A 19,735-nucleotide genomic window follows, 5' to 3' on the forward strand; every position below is an offset into this window, starting at 1 on the left:
CTGAATCACTTTTTCGCTGCATTGATTAATGCCGCCGATACTCGCTCAGTGGCATCAACAATTGCTGCTGAACGGGCTTTCTCTGCCATTTTCAACAATTGTGGACGTTGCCACTGAATTAATAATTCGATTACTGCATCAACCGTAAATTGGGGTTGTTCCAGTATTTTTGCCGCGCCAGCCTTTTCCAGTGGTAACGCATTCCAGTATTGCTGGCGATCTTTATGCTGAAATGGGACAAAAATTCCAGGTAATCCAGCCGCTGCCATTTCGCTGACCGTCAACGCGCCAGAACGGCAAATCACCAGATCAGCCCAAGCATAAGCTTGCGCCATATCATCAATAAATTCAGTAATCTTATGTTCGCATTTAACTGAATTGTTATAGGCATTCCGGACACTTTCTTCAGCCCCTTTACCTGTCTGATGCCAAACTGTAATTTTATCACCCATACGGGCAGCAACTTCAGGCATTGTCTGGTTCAGAATTCTTGCTCCCTGGCTGCCACCAACAACCAAAATCCGAATTGGGCCTTCACGCTCTGCCAAACGTTGCTCAGGTGTGGGTAATGCCAGCACATCTTCGCGAACAGGGTTCCCAACAACAGGTGCTTTTGGGAACGCACCGGGAAATGCCTGTAAAACCGTTGTCGCAATTTTCGCCAACCACCGGTTTGTCAGCCCGGCAATACCATTCTGTTCATGCAGGACAACCGGAACACCACACATCCACGCAGCAATACCACCCGGACCAGAAACATATCCCCCCATTCCGAGCACAACATCTGGCTGATAACGACGTATAATCGCCTTTGCCTGACGAATTGCTTTGAAAATTCGTGCCGGAGCGACTAACAGTGCTTTGATCCCTTTACCACGCAGGCCAGAAATCTGAATAAATTCAATCTCAATGCCATGTTTTGGCACTAAATCGGCTTCCATACGATCTGCTGTTCCCAGCCAGCAAACTTCCCAGCCCTGATCTTTTAAATGATGAGCCACAGCCAGACCCGGAAAGACATGCCCTCCGGTTCCACCTGCCATCACCATCAAACGTCGGGTTTTGCCACTCATCGTGGACTCCTTACAAACGCCTGTGCTTTTGCCAAGCGTGTTTCAAAATCAATTCTTAATAGCAATACGATAGCTGTCGACATAATCAGCAAACTTGAGCCACCGTAACTAATCAGAGGTAAAGTCAGCCCTTTAGTCGGCAGCATACCCGCAGCTGCTCCAACGTTAACCAGAGCCTGAAAACTGAACCAGATACCAACCGAACACGCCAGAAAACCGGAAAAACGCTGATCCATCTGCAATGCGCGACGACCGATAGTCATCGCGCGAAAAGCGACGAAGAATATCATTAACAACACAAAAACCACACCTACGTAACCTAATTCTTCTGCCAAAACAGAGAAAATAAAGTCAGTATGTGCTTCCGGCAGGTATGCCAGCTTCTGTACTGAATTTCCTAACCCTTGCCCTAAAAACTCCCCACGCCCAAAAGCCATCAAAGATTGCGTTAACTGATAACCTTTGCCATAAGGATCTTCCCAGGGATCCAGAAAGGAAGTGACCCGGCGTATACGGTAAGGTTCAGCAATAATCAGCAAAACTACCGCGAATACCCCTGAACCAATAATCGCCAGAAACTGCCATAGTTTTGCTCCCGCCAGAAATAACATGGCTAATGTTGTTACAAACAGCACGACCACAGTTCCCAGGTCAGGTTGGGCCAAAAGTAATACGGCCAACACAACCATCACACCCATTGGCTTACAGAATCCCCAGAAGTTATTCCGTACTTCTTCTACTTTGCGCACCAAATAACTGGCGAGATAACAAAACAAAGAAAGTTTCGATAATTCAGCAGGCTGAATTCTCAAAGGCCCAAGGGCAATCCAACGCGATGCACCGTTTACTGAGCTTCCTACCACCAGCACAACCAGCAGCAGAATAACGGAAATAAGCAGCATCAGGTTGCTATAGCGCTGCCAGAAATCCATCGGAATACGCAATGTGATTAATGACAACCCGAAAGCCAGCAACAGATAAATCGCATCACGTTTGGCAAACAGAAAAGGATCTTCTGCAAGACGCTGCCCAACCGGCATTGACGCTGAAGTCACCATGACAAAGCCGATAATCCCCAATCCGAGTGTCAGCCAAACCAGTGTGCGATCGTATAACACCATATTGGTGACATCAGTTTCACGACCACCAATAACCCAGTCTTTTAACCTACTGAACCCCGGAATAGACATCAGCCCAACTCCTCTGCCAAACGGGCAAACTCATGACCGCGCTGTTCAAAATTACGAAACTGATCAAGGCTTGCACAAGCGGGAGATAACAGCACCATGTCGCCAGCAACTAATCGCGGTGCAATATCACGTATCGCCTGTTCCATCGTTTCAGTCAATGTCGCCATTTCTGGACGGAGTTGCGCCAGTCGTTTCCCATCACGGCCAAAGCAGTAAAGCCGAACTTTATTTCCACTAAGGAAAGGCTTGAGCGGAGAAAAGTCTGCTGATTTACCATCTCCGCCCAACAACAAATAAAGAGTACCATCCAGCTTCAGGCCATTAAGCGCCGCTTCTGTACTGCCAACATTGGTCGCTTTAGAATCGTTAATCCAGCGCACTCCATTCTTCATATGGACAAGTTGGAAACGATGGTCAAGCCCCGGATAAACTTTCAATGCCGCTAAACTGGCTTTACGGGGGATCCCAACCGCATCGGCTAACGCCAGTGCAGCCAATCCATTTACGTAGTTATGCCGCCCTGTCAGTTTGATTTCATTTGTCGCCAACAGTGATTGGTTGTGAACTTTTAAAAGTGCATTTTCACTATCAAGCTGGTAGTCGCCACACTCGACACCAAAGCTGATACAACGGCTGTCCATACCCGTTTCAGGTAATGTCAGAGCATCCTGAGCATTCACAACGCATCTCTTCGCCTGGTGATAAACTCTCAATTTAGCTGCCCGGTACTGAGATAAACCCTGCGGATAGCGGTCCATATGGTCTTCCGTCACATTAAGCACAGCCGCCGCCGCGGCTTTCAGGCTATATGTGGTTTCCAACTGGAAACTGGAAAGTTCTAAGACATAAAGCTGACAGGATTTTTTCAATAATTCTAATGCAGGAAGGCCAATATTACCGCCTACCCCCACCTGCCAATTAGCTGCTTTCGCCATTTCACCAACCAGGCTGGTGACAGTACTTTTGCCATTAGAACCTGTAATTGCGACTATTGGTGCTGTTGCTTCACGACAAAACAACTCGATATCGCCGACAATTTCAATGCCTGCATTAGCCGCAGCCTGCAACTCGACTGTTGTCAGAGCAATCCCGGGGCTTGCAACAATCAAGTCAGCATCCATCAACCAGTCAGCATTCAGGCTTCCACTATGACACTCAATATCATCAGGTAATTTATCTCTGCCAGGCGGTGTTGAACGGGTATCCATCACACGGGGGATCACCCCGCGCGCCATAAAAAAGTCAACACAGGAGAGACCGGTCAGCCCCAACCCGATAATGACGATTTTTTTACCCAAATAATCTGCCATGATTAACGTACCTTCAATGTTGCCAGGCCAATCAGCACTAACATCAGAGAAATAATCCAAAAACGCACGATAACGCGCGGTTCCGGCCAGCCTTTCAATTCATAATGATGGTGAATAGGCGCCATACGGAAAATACGTTGTCCACGCAGTTTAAAAGAACCCACCTGCAAGATAACTGACAGGGTTTCTACCACGAATACACCGCCCATAATTACCAGCAAAAATTCCTGACGCAGCAACACAGCAATGGTCCCAAGCGCACCACCTAAAGCCAAAGAACCCACATCACCCATGAAAACCTGAGCCGGATAAGTGTTGAACCACAGGAAACCTAATCCAGCGCCAACAATCGCAGTACAGACGATAACCAGTTCACCCGCATGGCTCAGGTAAGGAATATGCAGATAGCTGGCAAAATTGACGTTACCTGTTGCCCAGGCCACCAGGGCAAAACCAGCCGCAACAAAAACAGTTGGCATAATTGCCAACCCATCCAACCCATCAGTCAGATTCACCGCGTTGCTGGTTCCGACAATCACGAAGTAGGCCAACAGAATGTAAAGCACACCCAGTTGCGGCATCACATCTTTAAAGAATGGCACGACTAATTGTGTTGCCGGGGTATCTTTCCCGACACTGTACATCGCAAATGCCACACCCAATGCCAGGATGGACTGCCAGAAATACTTCCAACGGGCAATCAACCCCTTAGTATCTTTGCGCACAACTTTGCGGTAATCATCCACAAAACCAACAATGCCGTAACCAATCAGAACAATCAGCACACACCAGACATAGGGGTTATTCAAACGTGCCCACAACAGCACAGAAATCGTGATTGAAAACAGGATCAGCAAACCACCCATCGTCGGTGTACCACGTTTGCTAAAGTGAGATTCCGGCCCATCGTTGCGAACAACCTGCCCAATTTGTAATTTTTGCAGGAAAGCGATTAAGCGCGGCCCCATCCACAATGCGATAGCCAGTGCAGTCAGCAGGCTGACGATAGCCCTAAACGTCAGGTAAGAAAAGACGTTAAAGCCGGTATGATACTTGATCAGATATTCGGCCAGCCAAACTAACATGTGAAGCTCTCCTGTAATGCGCTGACGACATCTTCCATTGCGGTACTGCGCGAACCTTTAACTAAAACTGAAATCACTTTGTGTTGTTGTAATAGTGGAACCAATGCTGCAACCAACGCGGCTTTATCCGCAAAATGCTGACCGCGACCACTTGCTTCACTAATGTAAACACTTGATGTACCCACACTAAATATTCTGTCAATACCACCAGAAGCTACAACTTCACCAACCTGGCGATGGTAATCTTCTGATTGCTCACCCAACGCGCCCATATCGCCAACGACCATCACCCGGTACCCCGGCATCTGTGATAACACTTGAGCCGCAACGGTCATCGAACCGACATTGGCGTTATAAGTGTCATCAAGCAGCAATTTTCCTTCTGCCAGATTGATAGGAAACAACCGACCTGGTACAGGTTTCAGCCCGGATAAGCCAAGACGGATATCTTTTAGCGTTGCGCCAACAGAAATTGCCAACGCACTGGCAGCTAATGCATTGGCAACATTGTGTTTTCCAGGTAATGGCAAAGTGATTTCTGTGTTGCCGGCGGGGGTATGCAGACAAAAGTCAGTAGTCAGCTGTTTGACCTGAATATCTGTAGCGTAAAAATCAGTGTCTGATGCTTGTTGTATAGAAAAACGCTGTACTGTTTTGTCACCGATAACCTGTTGCCAGTGCGCCCAATCATTGCTTTCCATATTGATGATGGCAGTTCCATTTTCTGGAAGACCGACAAAAATTTCTCCTTTCGCTTTTGCAATACCAGCCAGAGAACCAAAATCTTCTAGGTGTGCAGTAGACAGGTTATTTACCAATGCCGTTTCTGGTCGGGCCATTTCCGTGGTATAGGTGATCTCACCAATATGGCTTGCGCCTAATTCAATCACAGCAAACTCATGTTGTTCTGTCAGTCTGAACAATGTCAGCGGCACACCGATATCATTATTTAAATTACCTGCTGTATAGAGCGTATTACCGCACTGACGCAGAATCGCAGCGGTCATCTCTTTCACCGATGTTTTACCGGATGACCCCGTCAGCGCAACGACACGGGCGTTACTCTGTCGGCGAACCCAACTTGCCAATTGCCCCATAGCCAGACGAGTATCTTTGACCACAACTTGTGGACAATTAACATCCAGGACACGGCTGACCAGCAAAGCACTGGCCCCCGCTTTTACTGCATCAGCAGAAAAATCATGGGCATCAAAACGTTCACCCTTCAATGCAATAAACAGACTGCCATTTCCAACTTTACGGCTGTCAGTAGTAACATCACTGATACAGATACCTGCGGCCTGCTGTTCAGTAACCTGTTTCAGTGCGCCATTAGTCACTTGCGCCAGTTGTTGCAGTGTGAGGGAAATCATGCGATCACCCCCAGTAACCGGGCAACTGTCAATCGATCTGAATAATCCAGGCGACGATGACCTACCAATTGATAATCCTCATGGCCTTTACCCGCTATCAATACAACATCATCTGCTCTTGCCTGCATAATCGCACTGGTTACCGCTTCAACACGGCCATGAATCGCTATCGCGCGGCCCGGATCAATAAAACCCGTCAGAATGTCAGCAACAATTGTCTGAGGCTCTTCACTGCGCGGGTTATCATCAGTAACAATCACATAATCAGCCCACTGTTCTGCCACACTTCCCATCAGAGGACGTTTGCCTTTATCGCGATCGCCGCCACAACCAAAAACGCACCAAAGCTTACCTTTACAATGCAAGCGTGCAGCCGCCAAAGCTTTCTCCAGCGCATCAGGTGTATGAGCATAATCGACGACGACAACCGGTTTGCCCGGTGCAGTGAATACTTCCATTCGCCCACAGACCGGCGACAGGCAGGAAGCAGTTTCAAGCAGCTTTTCCAGTGGATAGCCCAAAGCTAATAAGGTGGAAAGCGCCAACAACAGGTTGCTGACGTTAAATGCTCCCATCAGGGAACTATCAATTGTACCGCCTCCCCAACTGGACTCGAAAGTAATAGATACACCTTTATCGTAATATTTTATTTCACGAGCCGCCAACCAACGCCCCTGCCAGTTTTCCGGCAGACGGTTTTCCATCGTCACAGCTACCGCTTGTGGTAAACGGGATAACCATTTCAGGCCAATATCATCATCAGCATTAATGATTTGCTGTTTCACATTGTGAGTAGAGAATAACAACCATTTGGCTGCTTCGTAGTGTTCCATATCACCGTGGTAATCAAGGTGATCACGGCTCAAATTGGTGAATATCGCCGCCTCAAATGGCAACGCGGTCACCCGCCCCTGAATCAACCCGTGAGAAGAGACCTCCATTGCCGCAAAGGTCGCCCCTTGCCGAACAAGTTGTTGCAGATCCAGTTGAATATCAACGGCTGAACCGGTGGTATTTTCACTTGGCGCGACACGCCCCAGTAAACCATTACCAACAGTTCCCATTACTGCACTGGTTTCACCTAATCCGTGACTCCACTGAGCAAGCAATTGAGTCGTGGTTGTTTTTCCATTGGTTCCAGTAACACCAATCAGACGCAATTTATTACCAGGATGGCGATAAAACTCACCTGCTAATTGTGATAGCTTATTATTCAAATCGTTCACATAAACAACCGGAACACCGTGCATAACCTGCACAGTCCCGTTATCAGCTCCGCTCTGAGCTGCTGCAATAACCGCCGCGACACCTTGTGCGATGGCCTGAGGAATGTAGTGTCGACCATCTGCCTGATGCCCTTTAATGGCAACAAACAGATCTCCGGCAGCCGATTTACGGCTGTCCAATGTCATTTCGCGTAACGCGCACTCTGGGGCATCAATACCCAATGGCGCGAGTAAATCGCGTAGATTACGATCTGCCACCTGTATCCTCTTTCTTATTAATCACAAATTCATTTTTATCACCTGCTGCCAAAGCATCCGGCTCCACATTCATGATGCGCAGAACACCGCCCATAATGGCGCCAAATACCGGCGCAGAAACCGCACCGCCGTAATACTTACCTGCTTGTGGATCATTAATGATCACAACCAGTGCAAATCTTGGATTACTTGCAGGAGCAACCCCTGCGGCGTAAGAGATATATCGATAAATGTACTTGCCATCCGGCCCGACTTTCTTCGCAGTACCCGTTTTGATTGCAATCCGATAACCTTTTATTGCGGCCATTACTCCGCCGCCACCGGGCAGGGCCACACTTTCCATCATATGAACGACCGTACGCATAATTGGCTCAGGAAAGACTCTTGTGCCTGGCACGGGTGGATCAACCTTAGTAATTGACAAGGGACGATAAACACCCATGCTGCCAATCGTTGCATAGACCCGCGCTAACTGTAATGGCGTAACCATCAACCCGTAGCCGTAAGCAAAGGTAGCCCTATCAAGATCTGACCACCGTTGTCTGTTTATTGGATATAAGCCACTGCTTTCTCCGACCAACCCCAGATTGGTCGGTTTTCCCAACCCAAAACGAGAATAAACATCCACTAACTCTGTCGCAGGCATCGCTAACGCCAGCTTAGAAACACCAACGTTACTTGATTTTTGTAAGATACCAGTGATAGATAATTCAGAATAACGGCCCACATCTCTAATTTCCTTGCCGCTAATCCTATAAGGTATTGTATTAATAACGGTATTTTCTTTGACAATACCATTATTCAGCGCAGCCATGACCACCATAGGCTTAACAGTGGAACCTGGCTCGAAAATATCGGTGATAGCACGGTTACGCATCGCTTCTTTTGGCGTATTGATGCGATTATTTGGGTTATAAGATGGGCTGTTTGCCATTGCCAGCACTTCGCCGGTATTCACATCCACCAATACCGCTGTACCGGATTCTGCTTTATTAAAGGCGACCGCGTTGGTTAATTCGCGGTAAACCAGTGCCTGCAAACGTTCATCAATACTCAATACCAGATTGTGTGCCGCCAGACTATCAACAGAGGAAATATCTTCGATGACACGGCCAAAACGGTCTTTGCGTACCGTCCGCTCACCTGGTTGACCAGTCAGCCAGCGATCAAAACTTTTTTCGACACCTTCAATGCCCTGACCATCAACGTTAGTCACACCGATAATATGGGCAGTTACCTGACCTGACGGGTAATAACGTCGGGATTCCTGACGCAAATAAATTCCTGGCAATTTCAGTTTATGAATATAATCACCAACCGATGGGTTAACCTGACGCGCCAGATAAACAAAGCGACCTTTAGGATTAGCACTAATTTTACTGGTAAGCTGTTCAACCGGCAGATTAATCGCATCAGACAAAGCTTTCCATCGGGTATCATCAGTAATTCCCCCTTTTTCAAAAACCTCTTTCGGATCTGCCCAGACAGCATTTACCGGAACACTGACAGCCAGAGGTCGCCCCAGACGATCGCTGATCATACCGCGTGCAGTCGGAATTGACTGCACGCGCAGGGAACGTAAATCCCCTTCTTTAACTAATTGCTCCGGATTGATGACTTGCAAGTAAGCCACTCTCAGCAACAAGCAAACTAAAGCAAGGGCAATACCTCCACACAGCAAAGTAAAACGCCAGCTGACAAAACTGGCTTTATCTTCTTGCCGTTTTAACTTCGCGAAGCGTGCTGCTTTCATCGCTTACCTTATAATCATCAAATTAATTCACTGTGAAACAACGATGTTTTCCTGTGCAGGATTAACATGCTGCATATGCATTTTTTCAACGGCTATCCGTTCAACCCGGCTGTGATCACCAAGGGCGTTTTCTTCAAGGATCAGATTACGCCACTCAATATCTAACGCATCACGTTCCAATACCAGATGTTCTCTTTCCGCCGTCAACAAACGGGTTTCATGTGCCGTGGTTACAACACCTATGGCTGAAATCATGACAACTATTAGAAGGATCAACGGTATTTTTGCATTCCTAAACAAATCGCTGCCGATAATACCGGTTAACCCGTGACGTTCACCTGCCATTATTCGCTAACTTTTTCAGCAAAACGCAAAACAGAGCTACGAGCCCGCGGGTTATCAGCCACTTCTTCCTCTGACGGTTTCATCTTGCCGACAGATTTCAGGCTACGCCCACCTTGCGCTTTCAATTGCTCTTCTGTCAGTGGTAATCCTGCCGGTACTTGTGGCCCACGACTGTTATGACGAATAAAGCGCTTAACAATACGATCTTCCAGTGAATGAAAACTGATAACTGACAGCCGCCCTTGTGGTGCAAGTGCCTGTAATGCGCCTGCCAGCGCCTGCTCAATCTCTTCCAGCTCACTGTTGATATAAATCCTGATAGCCTGGAAGCTCCTGGTCGCAGGATGCTTATGCTTCTCTTTTACCGGACTGGCCTGAGCAATCAAATCGGCCAGTGCTTTTGTCCGGGTAATGGGCTCTTCCTGATTACGTGTAACAATGGCTCTGGCAATACGTTTAGCGAAACGTTCTTCACCAAACGTTTTCAACACCCATGCAATATCATCCGCTTCTGCCTTCATTAGCCATTCGGCTGCTGATTGCCCGCGAGTCGGATCCATCCGCATATCCAGTGGCCCATCACGCATAAAAGAAAAACCACGCTCCGGGTCATCCAGTTGTGGTGAGGAAACACCTAAATCCAGTAATACACCATCGATTTTGCCGGTCAGCCCGGCGTCTTCTACATGGTGAGCCAATGCAGAAAACGGCCCATATATTATTGAAAAACGTGGATCTGTGATCGCTTTTGCCGCTTCAATTGCCTGCGGATCACGATCAATTGCAATTAAACGACCTGCCGTCCCCAGTTGCGACAAAATCAGACGCGAATGCCCACCACGGCCAAATGTGCCATCAATATAGATTCCATCTTCACGAATATTCAGTCCATTGACTGCTTCATCCAGCAATACACTGGTATGTTTAAAATGACTGTTTGCCATGTTTATAGTGATAAGTCCTGTAGCCGTACTGATAAAGGTTCCTGAGTAGATCGCTCAGCCGCAATGTCATCCTTAACCTGTTGATACCAAGTCTGCTCATTCCACAGTTCAAATTTGTTGAACTGACCAACCAGAATGACCTCTTTGGCTAGCCCTGCGTGTTGGCGCAGTGTATTTGCTAACAAAAGACGTCCTGCACTATCCATTTGGCATTCACTGGCATGACCTAAGAGCAAACGTTGTACCCGGCGCTCCGCCGGATTCATGCTGGATAAGCGGGAGAGCTTTTCTTCAATAATTTCCCATTCAGGTAGTGTATAAAGCAACAGGCATGGCTGATGGAGGTCAATGGTACACACCATTTGCCCTTGTGATTCCTCGTTTAGCATAACCCGGTATCGGGTAGGTACGGCGAGCCGCCCCTTGCTATCGAGATTAACCAACGTTGCTCCACGAAACATCTTCAGGTTGCCTTAGGCGATCAAAAATTACCACTTTATCCCACTAATCCCCACAATAAGGAGTTTACGGATGGGACGAAAACCTTGTCAAGCCAGAGCCGATGCGCTTTAGCTATATTTCGCAGAAGAATTTTGGCAGTTAAGGGGGATAATTATTAAATTTAGCAATATCAATAATAATTAAGACCATGATAATTTTGAATAATTTTACCAGCAAAGGAGAATAAATGTTTATGACAAAATAATGAAAAAATAATTGTGTTATTAATTTATTTACATAATTTACATTTCATTACTATTCGACAACTGTACAGAAATATTTATCATTTAATTTGATGCATTCAACGTTAAAACCAATTGGCAATAAAAACACCATACGATAAATATTATTAAAATCAATTTAATGTATAAATAGCAGTAAAAATAAGCAGAAAATAGGCAAACACCAATCTGAAAAGACATTGCTACCTGCCCTTCCCTCTACTAAATAATTTATGTATGAACGAAATTGCATTTGAGCGCGCTGAAACGCTCAGATAAACGTTGCCTTAAAGTTGCCCTTGCATATTTTTCTACAAATCTGGTAGCAAAAGCGCCCCATCAAAGAATTAATGAGGCGCTTTTATCATCATTTCCGACTCAAACTTCCTCTCCGGCATAAGTCACGGTGTATCCGTGTGATACCGGGTCCTGGCTTCTGCTTTTCATCCAGACTTGCCAATACTAGTTCCAATACCCGTTCCGCCACTTCACGATGACGCTGCGCTACAGAAAGCACCGGACACTCGAGGAAATCCAATAATTCATGATCACCAAAAGTTGCAATTACTAATTGATTGGGTAACCGGCCACTGTGTTTAAGCGTAACATCCATGACTCCCTGTAACAGAGCAAAAGAGGTAGTGAACAACGCCTGTGGCATTGGGTGAGTTTCCAACCACTTGGCAAACACTTCAGCCGCAGCATCACGCTCATAACTGTTTGAGTAAAGGTACATAACCTGACGAGGATCATCTTTCCATGCTTCACGAAATCCCTGTTCACGCAGAAAACTGACTGACAGTTCAGGTAATGCGCCGAGATACAGCACAGATTCAGCGGGGAATTGACGAAACTCTTGGGCCAACATTTTGGCATCTTCAAAGTCATCGCCCACTACGCTGATAAAATGTTCATTTTCTAATGCACGATCAAGCGCAACAATAGGTAAAGAGCGGTTTGCCCAGCGCTGATAAAAAGGATGCTCCGGCGGTAATGCGGTAGAAACAATAATTGCGTCCACCTGCCGTTGTAACAAGTGCTCAACGCAGCGCATTTCATTATCAGGCTGATCTTCAGAACAGGCTATCAATAATTGATAACCACACTGACGAGCCTGACGCTCGAGATAATTCGCAATGCGGGTATAGCTGGTATTTTCTAAATCTGGGATAACCAGACCTATAGAACGAGTGCGTCCTGCACGGAGACCGGCTGCCACAGCATTAGGATGGTAATTATGCTCTTTGACCACTGCCATCACTTTTTCTACCGTTTTATCACTGACTCGGTATTGTTTGGCTTTACCATTAATCACATAACTGGCCGTTGTGCGTGAAACACCTGCAAGGCGGGCGATTTCATCCAGTTTCACATTAACTCCTTCATAGACACTAAAAAAGGCCCTACTTTATCGCAGAGCCTCATAAATGTATGTATATTGCCCCGCAGTTTGCGATTTTTCATCGCATAATTTTATCCCCACGAGATACACCGACAATACCGGAACGAGCAACTTCAGCAATTTCAGCAACGTCACGAACGGCATCCAGAAATGCATCCAGTTTATCGCTGGTTCCTACCAGTTGTACGGTATATAAAGTAGAAGTCACATCAATGATCTGCCCACGGAAAATATCGGTACTGCGCTTGATCTCTTCACGTCCATACCCACTGGCCTGCAATTTCACCAGCATAATTTCACGTTCTACATGAGAACCCGATGCCAACTCGCTGACTCGTAGTACATCTACCAGCTTGTGCAATTGCTTTTCAATCTGTTCAAGTACCCTGGCATCGCCCTTAGTCTGAATTGTCATTCGTGATAACGTTGGATCGTCAGTTGGCGCCACAGTTAAACTTTCAATGTTGTAGCCACGCTGAGAAAACAGACCAACAACACGGGACAAAGCCCCTGATTCGTTTTCAAGTAATACAGATAAAATCCGGCGCATAATCAGGTTCTCTCCGTTTTGCTTAACCACATCTCATCCATTGCTCCTCCACGGATCTGCATAGGATATACGTGTTCAGTTTCATCCACTGTGACATCAACAAATACCAGCCGCTGATTTTCAGTCACCTCTTTCAAGGCTTCTGCCAATTTACCTTCCAGCTCGTCATAACTCTGGATAGAAATGCCAACATGACCATAAGCCTCAGCCAGTTTGACAAAGTCAGGCAAAGATTCCATATAGGACTGAGAGTGACGGCCTGCATAAATCATGTCTTGCCACTGTTTTATCATCCCCAGGAAACGGTTATTCAGGTTCAGAACCAGTACCGGCAACCCATATTGCAACGCCGTGGACAATTCCTGAATATTCATCTGAATACTGCCATCCCCCGTCACACAGACTACTGTTGCTTCCGGTTTCACCAGTTTGACCCCCAATGCAGCCGGTAAGCCAAATCCCATCGTCCCTAAACCACCGGAACTGATCCAACGTCTTGGCTTGTCAAATGGGTAATGCAATGCAACAAACATCTGATGCTGTCCAACATCCGAAGTGACATAAGCTTCACCTTTAGTCAGACGATAGAGAACCTCGATAGCCGCTTGCGGTTTAATCTTTTCACCACTGCGATCAAAATCGAGGCATTTGCGGCTACGCCATTGCTGAATAGATAACCACCAATCTTTCAGCGCATCCGGGTCCTGTGTATCTTCCACTGTCTCCAACAGTTCCAACATTTGCCGCAGCACCTGTTTAGCATCACCAACAATAGGTATATCTGCGGCAACCGTTTTCGAAATTGATGTTGGATCGATATCAATATGCAAAACAGTTGCTTCCGGGCAATATTTCGCCAAATTATTGGTTGTACGATCATCAAAACGTACACCAACAGCAAAAATCACATCGGAATTATGCATTGCTTTGTTAGCTTCAAATGTACCGTGCATACCGAGCATTCCCAGGCTCTGCTGGTGAGTTGCCGGAAAACTGCCTAACCCCATCAGGGAGCTTACAACCGGAATATTGAATTTTTCTGCTAATACCAGCAATTCTGCTGAACAATCTGCATTAATTGCCCCACCACCCACATATATGATTGGTTTCTTTGCATTCAACAGTTTTCTTAATGCCCGTTTAATCTGCCCTTTATGCCCTTGCACCGTCGGATTATAAGAACGCAGGCTTATTTGCTCAGGATAAATATAGGAGTGTTTTACTGCTGGATTTACCGTGTCTTTTGGTAAATCAATGACTACCGGCCCCGGACGACCACTGGAAGCTAGATAGAAGGCTTTTTTCAGTACCTTCGGAATATCCTCTGCTTTTTTCACCAAAAAGCTGTGTTTCACGATCGGACGGGATATCCCTACCATGTCACATTCCTGGAATGCATCATTACCAATCAAGGAACTGGCGACTTGACCGGACAATACAACCATCGGAATTGAATCCATATAAGCTGTGGCAATACCGGTAATGGCATTGGTTGCTCCTGGACCGGAAGTAATCAATACCACCCCCACCTTCCCGGTAGAACGAGCATAACCATCAGCCATATGAACTGCCCCCTGCTCATGACGTACCAGGATATGCTCAATGCCCCCAACCGTATGCAGGGCATCATAAATATCCAGTACTGCCCCCCCCGGATAACCGAATATATGCTTAACGCCCTGATCAATTAACGATCGGACGACCATTTCAGCTCCTGATAACATCTCCATAGGTTTTCCTCCAGGCTCTGTTTGCAAGTGAATAAATCGGAAGTTCCTTCCACTTTTATTTTAGTAAGGCGAATGGCCTCTCAGCGATATATTGATGCTGAGTTAATTAACATAACGCCAGAGACGGGTGTTAGCAATGTGAGTAAAGGCAGAATAGCAACTTTATGGCAATTCTAAATGCCTTCTGTAAGCGCTATCTTACTATCAAGAAGCTCAAATTAAGTAGAATATGAGTGGCTATACCTGAAAAGAACGACAACATATAGGTATTATCCGGTATATATACGATAAAAAACTAAAAAACAGTTTTCAAAATCGTTTAAGTCACCACAGCATAAATCTGATAAAGGAAGTGCGGACGAATGCCTCAGATAATTTAATCATAATTTCATCGTTTCTGAATAGCTATTGTGAATAATTCATTCAGGTAAAATCTATTTACCTCACTTTAATTATAGAATACAATAGAAACCATTATTTTTCTTGGAAGGATAATCTCACACATTCAATATTTACCTAGATACATAAATATTCATTTTCATCATTAAATAACCTGAAATAATAATCAGTAAAATGATTATTTAAAATAAGTAAAATTATTTACATGGCTCATGAAAAGTATATTTTCATATTAAAGAAAACTCTATAAAATACATATCAATTTAACTTAATCAATTTAATTTAAATTTTAATTAGGTCCATCATAAATTTATTTTTATTGGTCATAAACCATATTGATTCAAATAGCCAAGTTATGAATACAAATAAACTTGGCATATCTACAAAACAACAAGACATTTATTTACAACATTAAATTGTCTTTTAATACCTTTTCTAAAATACACCCTCCACTGCTCCTCAGTAAAACTGTATCATGACGTAGATTTACGATTTATTAAAACAACCACAATTATGGTTGAAAAAACACCTATAAATGTTGTAAAAAAAACGATGCTTATGGAAAAAAAATAAGATATTGTGGAACCTATCAAAGGGCCAAAAAACATGGAAAAACCAACAGAAATTGATGTTAAGCCAAATATTTTAGCCGAGTTGTCATTAGTTGCGAATTTCTGCATATAAATGGTAACAATAATATTATTCATAGACGATCCTATTCCTATTATTACCATTGCTAAAAATATAAAAAATAGATTGATTTTATCAGGAAATAACTCGTTGAATTGATTTGTTATTCCTATTAAAAGATACCCCGAACCCCACAGAAAGAATGAAGATAACATAATATTTAAAGATATGTTAATCTTATACTTTCCAAATACTAAACCAATTAGAACACCTGAAACACCTGAAAGACACATAGCAAAACTATAATGGCTTCCATTTAATCCCTGCTTCATAAAGCTAAGAGCTATTAGACTATCTGATAGATAGCCAAAACAAGTTAAAATGGAAATAACAATAAATGAAAACAATATTCTATTATCTTCCATTATATTAAAGTAATTAATTAGTGATATTTTGTTTTTTTTGCGGTTAACATTAATCAATGGTTCTGAAACAAAAACATATAAAACTGCTGAAATAAAATAAAGCACTGATATTAAAATAAGAACTTGTTTTACTGAATAATAGATAAGAACAAAACCTAAAAATAACGGGGCCGACATCTTGTATATTTGAAATAAAACCTGCCAATAACTAAAGTTTTTTTCAAATTGGTTGGTTGATATATTTTTTAATATTAAAAAATTAGAAGGTCCTAAAAATAAACGAAGGATGTTTTTAATAAAAGAATAAAGAATATATATATTAATATCATCAATATCGTATTGAAAAGTGGTAATAACACCGCAAAGTAACGAAATGATAATAATATACTTTTTGGGTTTTGTATTTTCATCTACAAATGACGAAACATAGGGCGTTAGAAATAGTAACGATACAGCATATGAAATTGTATATAAAGATGAGTATATTGCTCCACCGTTCCAGTGATATGTGATTAGCGTGAATGATATTACCATTTCCAAATATAAGGTGAAAGAATTTCCTGAGGAGGCTAATATTAATTTTCTAAATTCTTTATCCATTATTTTCCTCCAGCTAAAATAACCTTAGTAAATATAGAGATTACAGTAATTACATTTTTTTCAGTATTTCCACTTGAATAATATCCACTATTAATTTAATTACTGCATCTTTAGTTAATGTGTCAGTATCAATAATTTTCCAAGTGTCATCATAAAACGTCTGGTATTGATTAAGAACGTGTTTTTGATATTCTATAAAATCATACTTTTCATTTGTCTCTAATTTTCCAGATTCACTAGGTTTTAATATTTTTTTCCTTTTTTCAGCAATGTTTGGAGGAACATCAAGATATATAATCATATCTGGCTTTGTGTTTATAGATAGAACCGATTTACTTAATTTTGCTAATTCCGTGGATTTAAGTAAGAATCTTGCTAGATATTTATAATACCAACTATCACATATAATAATTTTACCTTGCAATAAACAAGGTTGAATAATTAAACTATCTAAAACAGAAAACCATGATGCTATCAATAGAATCCAATGCCGGTTACCAAGTTCACCCAATGGGGCTGAAATGTCATAATCCCAAAGGATATCTCGTATTTTTCCCATGTGATACATACTATATCCAGATGGTAGTAAAGGATAATTCTTATCTAAAAAAACAATATTATTATAATCTAGAGATAAAATATCATAAACTTCGCGTGAAATCGTTGATTTACCTGCACCATCATTTCCTTCAAAAGCTATAAATAAACCACGTTTAATCATTTCTTTTTTCCCCGTAGTACGCTTCAGTATCAAGTGAATTTCTACCACTACCGATAATAAATGGTTTGAATCCATATTTTTGATATAATTTATGCATCTCAACATATGTTTTATAAATATCTTCAAAAATAGGTCTGGGGTGATTTTGATATTCAGAACCATGATCGGGATGAAAAACTGCCACTGCTGGAACTATGCCATTTTTTGAAAAAAATTCCATTCCTTGTACTAAATCATTTAAAGGTTCTAACCCCGCTACAAACCCAACATAAACATTACCTTCACCTAACTCTGAAACAGCAGCTAAGTATGCTTCTAATAAATTATTTCTCCCGTAGTCCTGTGATTTACCAGGACATATCTGATCAAATAATTTAGGATTAAATATTTCTAAACTAATAGCCCAGCTATCAACAAATTCAGAAATCCCCTTTATTTTATTTAGATTTCTAGGTGGCATTGATATCAGATGACTGTTAAGGTTATTTTTTTTACAAAAAGGTTTTAGAGAAATTAATAATTGTTTGTGCATTTCAAAACCAATATCATAATTACGAGTTGTACCACCATTGATGAGTACTCTTTTATATCTATTAATGTTGTTAGCTTCTATTATATTCATAACTTCAATTACTTTTGACGGTCTAATAGACTTTTTATGATCTGATAAACTATTTCTAGCTTCACCTAATGAACAAAATTTACACTGACGGCCATCATTAAAATAATAACAATGCCCTGGAGAGAAAAAACCCAAAGTTGTATCACCGTACACCGTGACGTATTCTTCTACTCTACTGCCATCTGAAAGTTCTATACCATATATGTCTGGTTTAATGGGAAATATAACTTTAAACAAAATATTTTCGGCTTTTATGTAAAAATCTCCATTTTTATATATTAAATCATAATCAGAATCTTCATTATAGTTACAGGCAATAATTGTACCATCTTCTAAAATAACCTCTTGGGGTACGGAATGTGTTGTTTCTAATTTAGAGCTATCACTTGTTCCATACGCCCTTCTTTTAGGAATAAAATTTCGTTTACTATACTCATATATCACGTTTTTATCATATTTTAATCCAGAACATAATACTCTGATTTTTAATTCTATAGTGTTCATTTTTGTATCCTCATTAATTCTAATATTGTATCCCCTGCACTTTTAGAAGAAACAGCTATGATTGCTTTTTTCTCAAAAAATAAAGAATCTGTAGGTGATAGAATATTATAACTATTTCCATCACGAGTCATTATGTATCCCCCTGATTCCTCAAGGATTAGTTTAGCTGCTGCTATATCTACACAACGTTCGTGACCCATAAGTGATAAATCTAAGAATGCATGTAAAACGCCACTAGCGATCAGGCATATATCTAAACTTGAACAAGATGAGATTCTTACTTTATTTGCTTCATTAATAATTTTATTCTGAATCTCTGTATACTGATTATTTTTCGCCCTATGAAATGATACTCTCAAATCGTTCAGTTGAAATGAGGGGCTGGTATATATTCGTTTGCTGGTATATATGCTTTGTATATAAGAACCTTCTCCCAATGATGCTTTATATATAATGTCTCTTGGAATATCATATACCCAGCCCATAATGTATCTATCATTCTTGTAAACAGCTATTGATGTAGTATAGGCAGGATAACCCATAAGCAAGTTATGAGTACCGTCAATAGGATCAATTAATAAGGAAACCTTATCTTTAATATTTACAGATTGTGATTCAGAATCGTCTTCTGAAATAATGGTGACCTTGAGTTCTGATTTATCCAAGTGCTCGTAAATTATATTATTTAAAATGATATCTATTTCTATTGTTTCGCCATGGTATTTGTTATCATATCCGATATGAATAGTAGAAAGCTTGGCAAGCCATATTCTACGAATCTCTTCTCTGAGTTTGTGAAGGTGTATTTCTAAATAATTGCTAACTTCATTATTGAATACATACCTCATATGACATGATCTCCCAAATAGATGA

At 42.5% G+C, this 19,735-nt stretch carries 17 protein-coding genes; all 17 read right to left on the bottom strand.

Features of this window, described 5'->3' with window-relative positions:
• Positions 1–5: 5 nt before the first annotated feature.
• The 17 genes from murG to LGZ99_RS10090 all read right to left on the bottom strand — a co-directional run bounded on the left by murG (position 6) and on the right by LGZ99_RS10090 (position 19,710).
• Complete coding sequence (gene murG / locus LGZ99_RS10010) at positions 6–1,073, bottom strand: undecaprenyldiphospho-muramoylpentapeptide beta-N-acetylglucosaminyltransferase (RefSeq protein ID WP_036839014.1); 1,068 nt, start codon at positions 1,071–1,073, stop codon at positions 6–8.
• The gene (ftsW, locus tag LGZ99_RS10015) at positions 1,070–2,263 is read right to left on the bottom strand and encodes a cell division protein FtsW (RefSeq protein WP_036839013.1); all 1,194 of its coding nucleotides are present in this window, start codon (positions 2,261–2,263) and stop codon (positions 1,070–1,072) included. Before ftsW ends, murG begins: the two co-directional genes overlap by 4 nt.
• Positions 2,263–3,573, bottom strand: coding sequence for a UDP-N-acetylmuramoyl-L-alanine--D-glutamate ligase (gene murD, locus LGZ99_RS10020; RefSeq protein WP_036839011.1), 1,311 nt, complete (start codon positions 3,571–3,573; stop codon positions 2,263–2,265). The genes ftsW and murD overlap by 1 nt, the downstream gene beginning before the upstream one ends.
• Before the next feature lie 2 nt (positions 3,574–3,575).
• Entirely contained in the window at positions 3,576–4,658 is a 1,083-nt protein-coding gene (mraY, locus tag LGZ99_RS10025; protein WP_021323952.1) for a phospho-N-acetylmuramoyl-pentapeptide-transferase, read from the bottom strand.
• Entirely contained in the window at positions 4,652–6,031 is a 1,380-nt protein-coding gene (gene murF / locus LGZ99_RS10030) for a UDP-N-acetylmuramoyl-tripeptide--D-alanyl-D-alanine ligase (RefSeq protein ID WP_036839009.1), read from the bottom strand. Before murF ends, mraY begins: the two co-directional genes overlap by 7 nt.
• Positions 6,028–7,515 (bottom strand): UDP-N-acetylmuramoyl-L-alanyl-D-glutamate--2,6-diaminopimelate ligase, encoded by a 1,488-nt coding sequence (gene murE, locus LGZ99_RS10035; RefSeq protein ID WP_036839006.1) that lies wholly within the window; start codon positions 7,513–7,515, stop codon positions 6,028–6,030. The genes murF and murE overlap by 4 nt, the downstream gene beginning before the upstream one ends.
• Entirely contained in the window at positions 7,502–9,268 is a 1,767-nt protein-coding gene (locus LGZ99_RS10040; RefSeq protein ID WP_021323950.1) for a peptidoglycan DD-transpeptidase PBP3, read from the bottom strand. The genes murE and LGZ99_RS10040 overlap by 14 nt, the downstream gene beginning before the upstream one ends.
• 27 nt (positions 9,269–9,295) lie before the next feature.
• Positions 9,296–9,616 carry a cell division protein FtsL gene (ftsL, locus tag LGZ99_RS10045; RefSeq protein ID WP_031280465.1) on the bottom strand — a complete coding sequence of 107 codons (321 nt, stop codon included), beginning with the start codon at positions 9,614–9,616 and terminating at the stop codon, positions 9,296–9,298.
• On the bottom strand, positions 9,613–10,557 hold the full coding sequence (gene rsmH, locus LGZ99_RS10050; protein ID WP_021323948.1) for a 16S rRNA (cytosine(1402)-N(4))-methyltransferase RsmH: 945 nt from the start codon (positions 10,555–10,557) through the stop codon (positions 9,613–9,615). Before rsmH ends, ftsL begins: the two co-directional genes overlap by 4 nt.
• Before the next feature lie 2 nt (positions 10,558–10,559).
• Positions 10,560–11,018 carry a division/cell wall cluster transcriptional repressor MraZ gene (gene mraZ / locus LGZ99_RS10055; protein ID WP_262979084.1) on the bottom strand — a complete coding sequence of 153 codons (459 nt, stop codon included), beginning with the start codon at positions 11,016–11,018 and terminating at the stop codon, positions 10,560–10,562.
• 628 nt (positions 11,019–11,646) lie between these two features.
• Positions 11,647–12,651, bottom strand: a complete 1,005-nt coding sequence (gene cra, locus LGZ99_RS10060; protein ID WP_021323946.1) for a catabolite repressor/activator — start codon at positions 12,649–12,651, stop codon at positions 11,647–11,649.
• A gap of 88 nt (positions 12,652–12,739) precedes the next feature.
• Positions 12,740–13,231 (bottom strand): acetolactate synthase small subunit, encoded by a 492-nt coding sequence (ilvN, locus tag LGZ99_RS10065; RefSeq protein WP_023043363.1) that lies wholly within the window; start codon positions 13,229–13,231, stop codon positions 12,740–12,742.
• A gap of 2 nt (positions 13,232–13,233) precedes the next feature.
• Entirely contained in the window at positions 13,234–14,961 is a 1,728-nt protein-coding gene (ilvI, locus tag LGZ99_RS10070; protein ID WP_262979085.1) for an acetolactate synthase 3 large subunit, read from the bottom strand.
• 872 nt (positions 14,962–15,833) lie between these two features.
• On the bottom strand, positions 15,834–17,015 hold the full coding sequence (locus tag LGZ99_RS10075; RefSeq protein WP_262979086.1) for an MFS transporter: 1,182 nt from the start codon (positions 17,013–17,015) through the stop codon (positions 15,834–15,836).
• Positions 17,016–17,064: 49 nt separating this feature from the next.
• The gene (locus tag LGZ99_RS10080; RefSeq protein ID WP_262979087.1) at positions 17,065–17,736 is read right to left on the bottom strand and encodes a dTMP kinase; all 672 of its coding nucleotides are present in this window, start codon (positions 17,734–17,736) and stop codon (positions 17,065–17,067) included.
• Positions 17,729–18,862, bottom strand: a complete 1,134-nt coding sequence (locus LGZ99_RS10085) for a radical SAM protein (protein WP_036838993.1) — start codon at positions 18,860–18,862, stop codon at positions 17,729–17,731. The genes LGZ99_RS10080 and LGZ99_RS10085 overlap by 8 nt, the downstream gene beginning before the upstream one ends.
• Complete coding sequence (locus LGZ99_RS10090; protein WP_262979088.1) at positions 18,859–19,710, bottom strand: inositol monophosphatase family protein; 852 nt, start codon at positions 19,708–19,710, stop codon at positions 18,859–18,861. The genes LGZ99_RS10085 and LGZ99_RS10090 overlap by 4 nt, the downstream gene beginning before the upstream one ends.
• Positions 19,711–19,735 lie beyond the last annotated feature (25 nt).

This window comes from Photorhabdus temperata (assembly GCF_025384845.1).
In the GTDB taxonomy this organism is placed as follows: domain Bacteria; phylum Pseudomonadota; class Gammaproteobacteria; order Enterobacterales; family Enterobacteriaceae; genus Photorhabdus; species Photorhabdus temperata.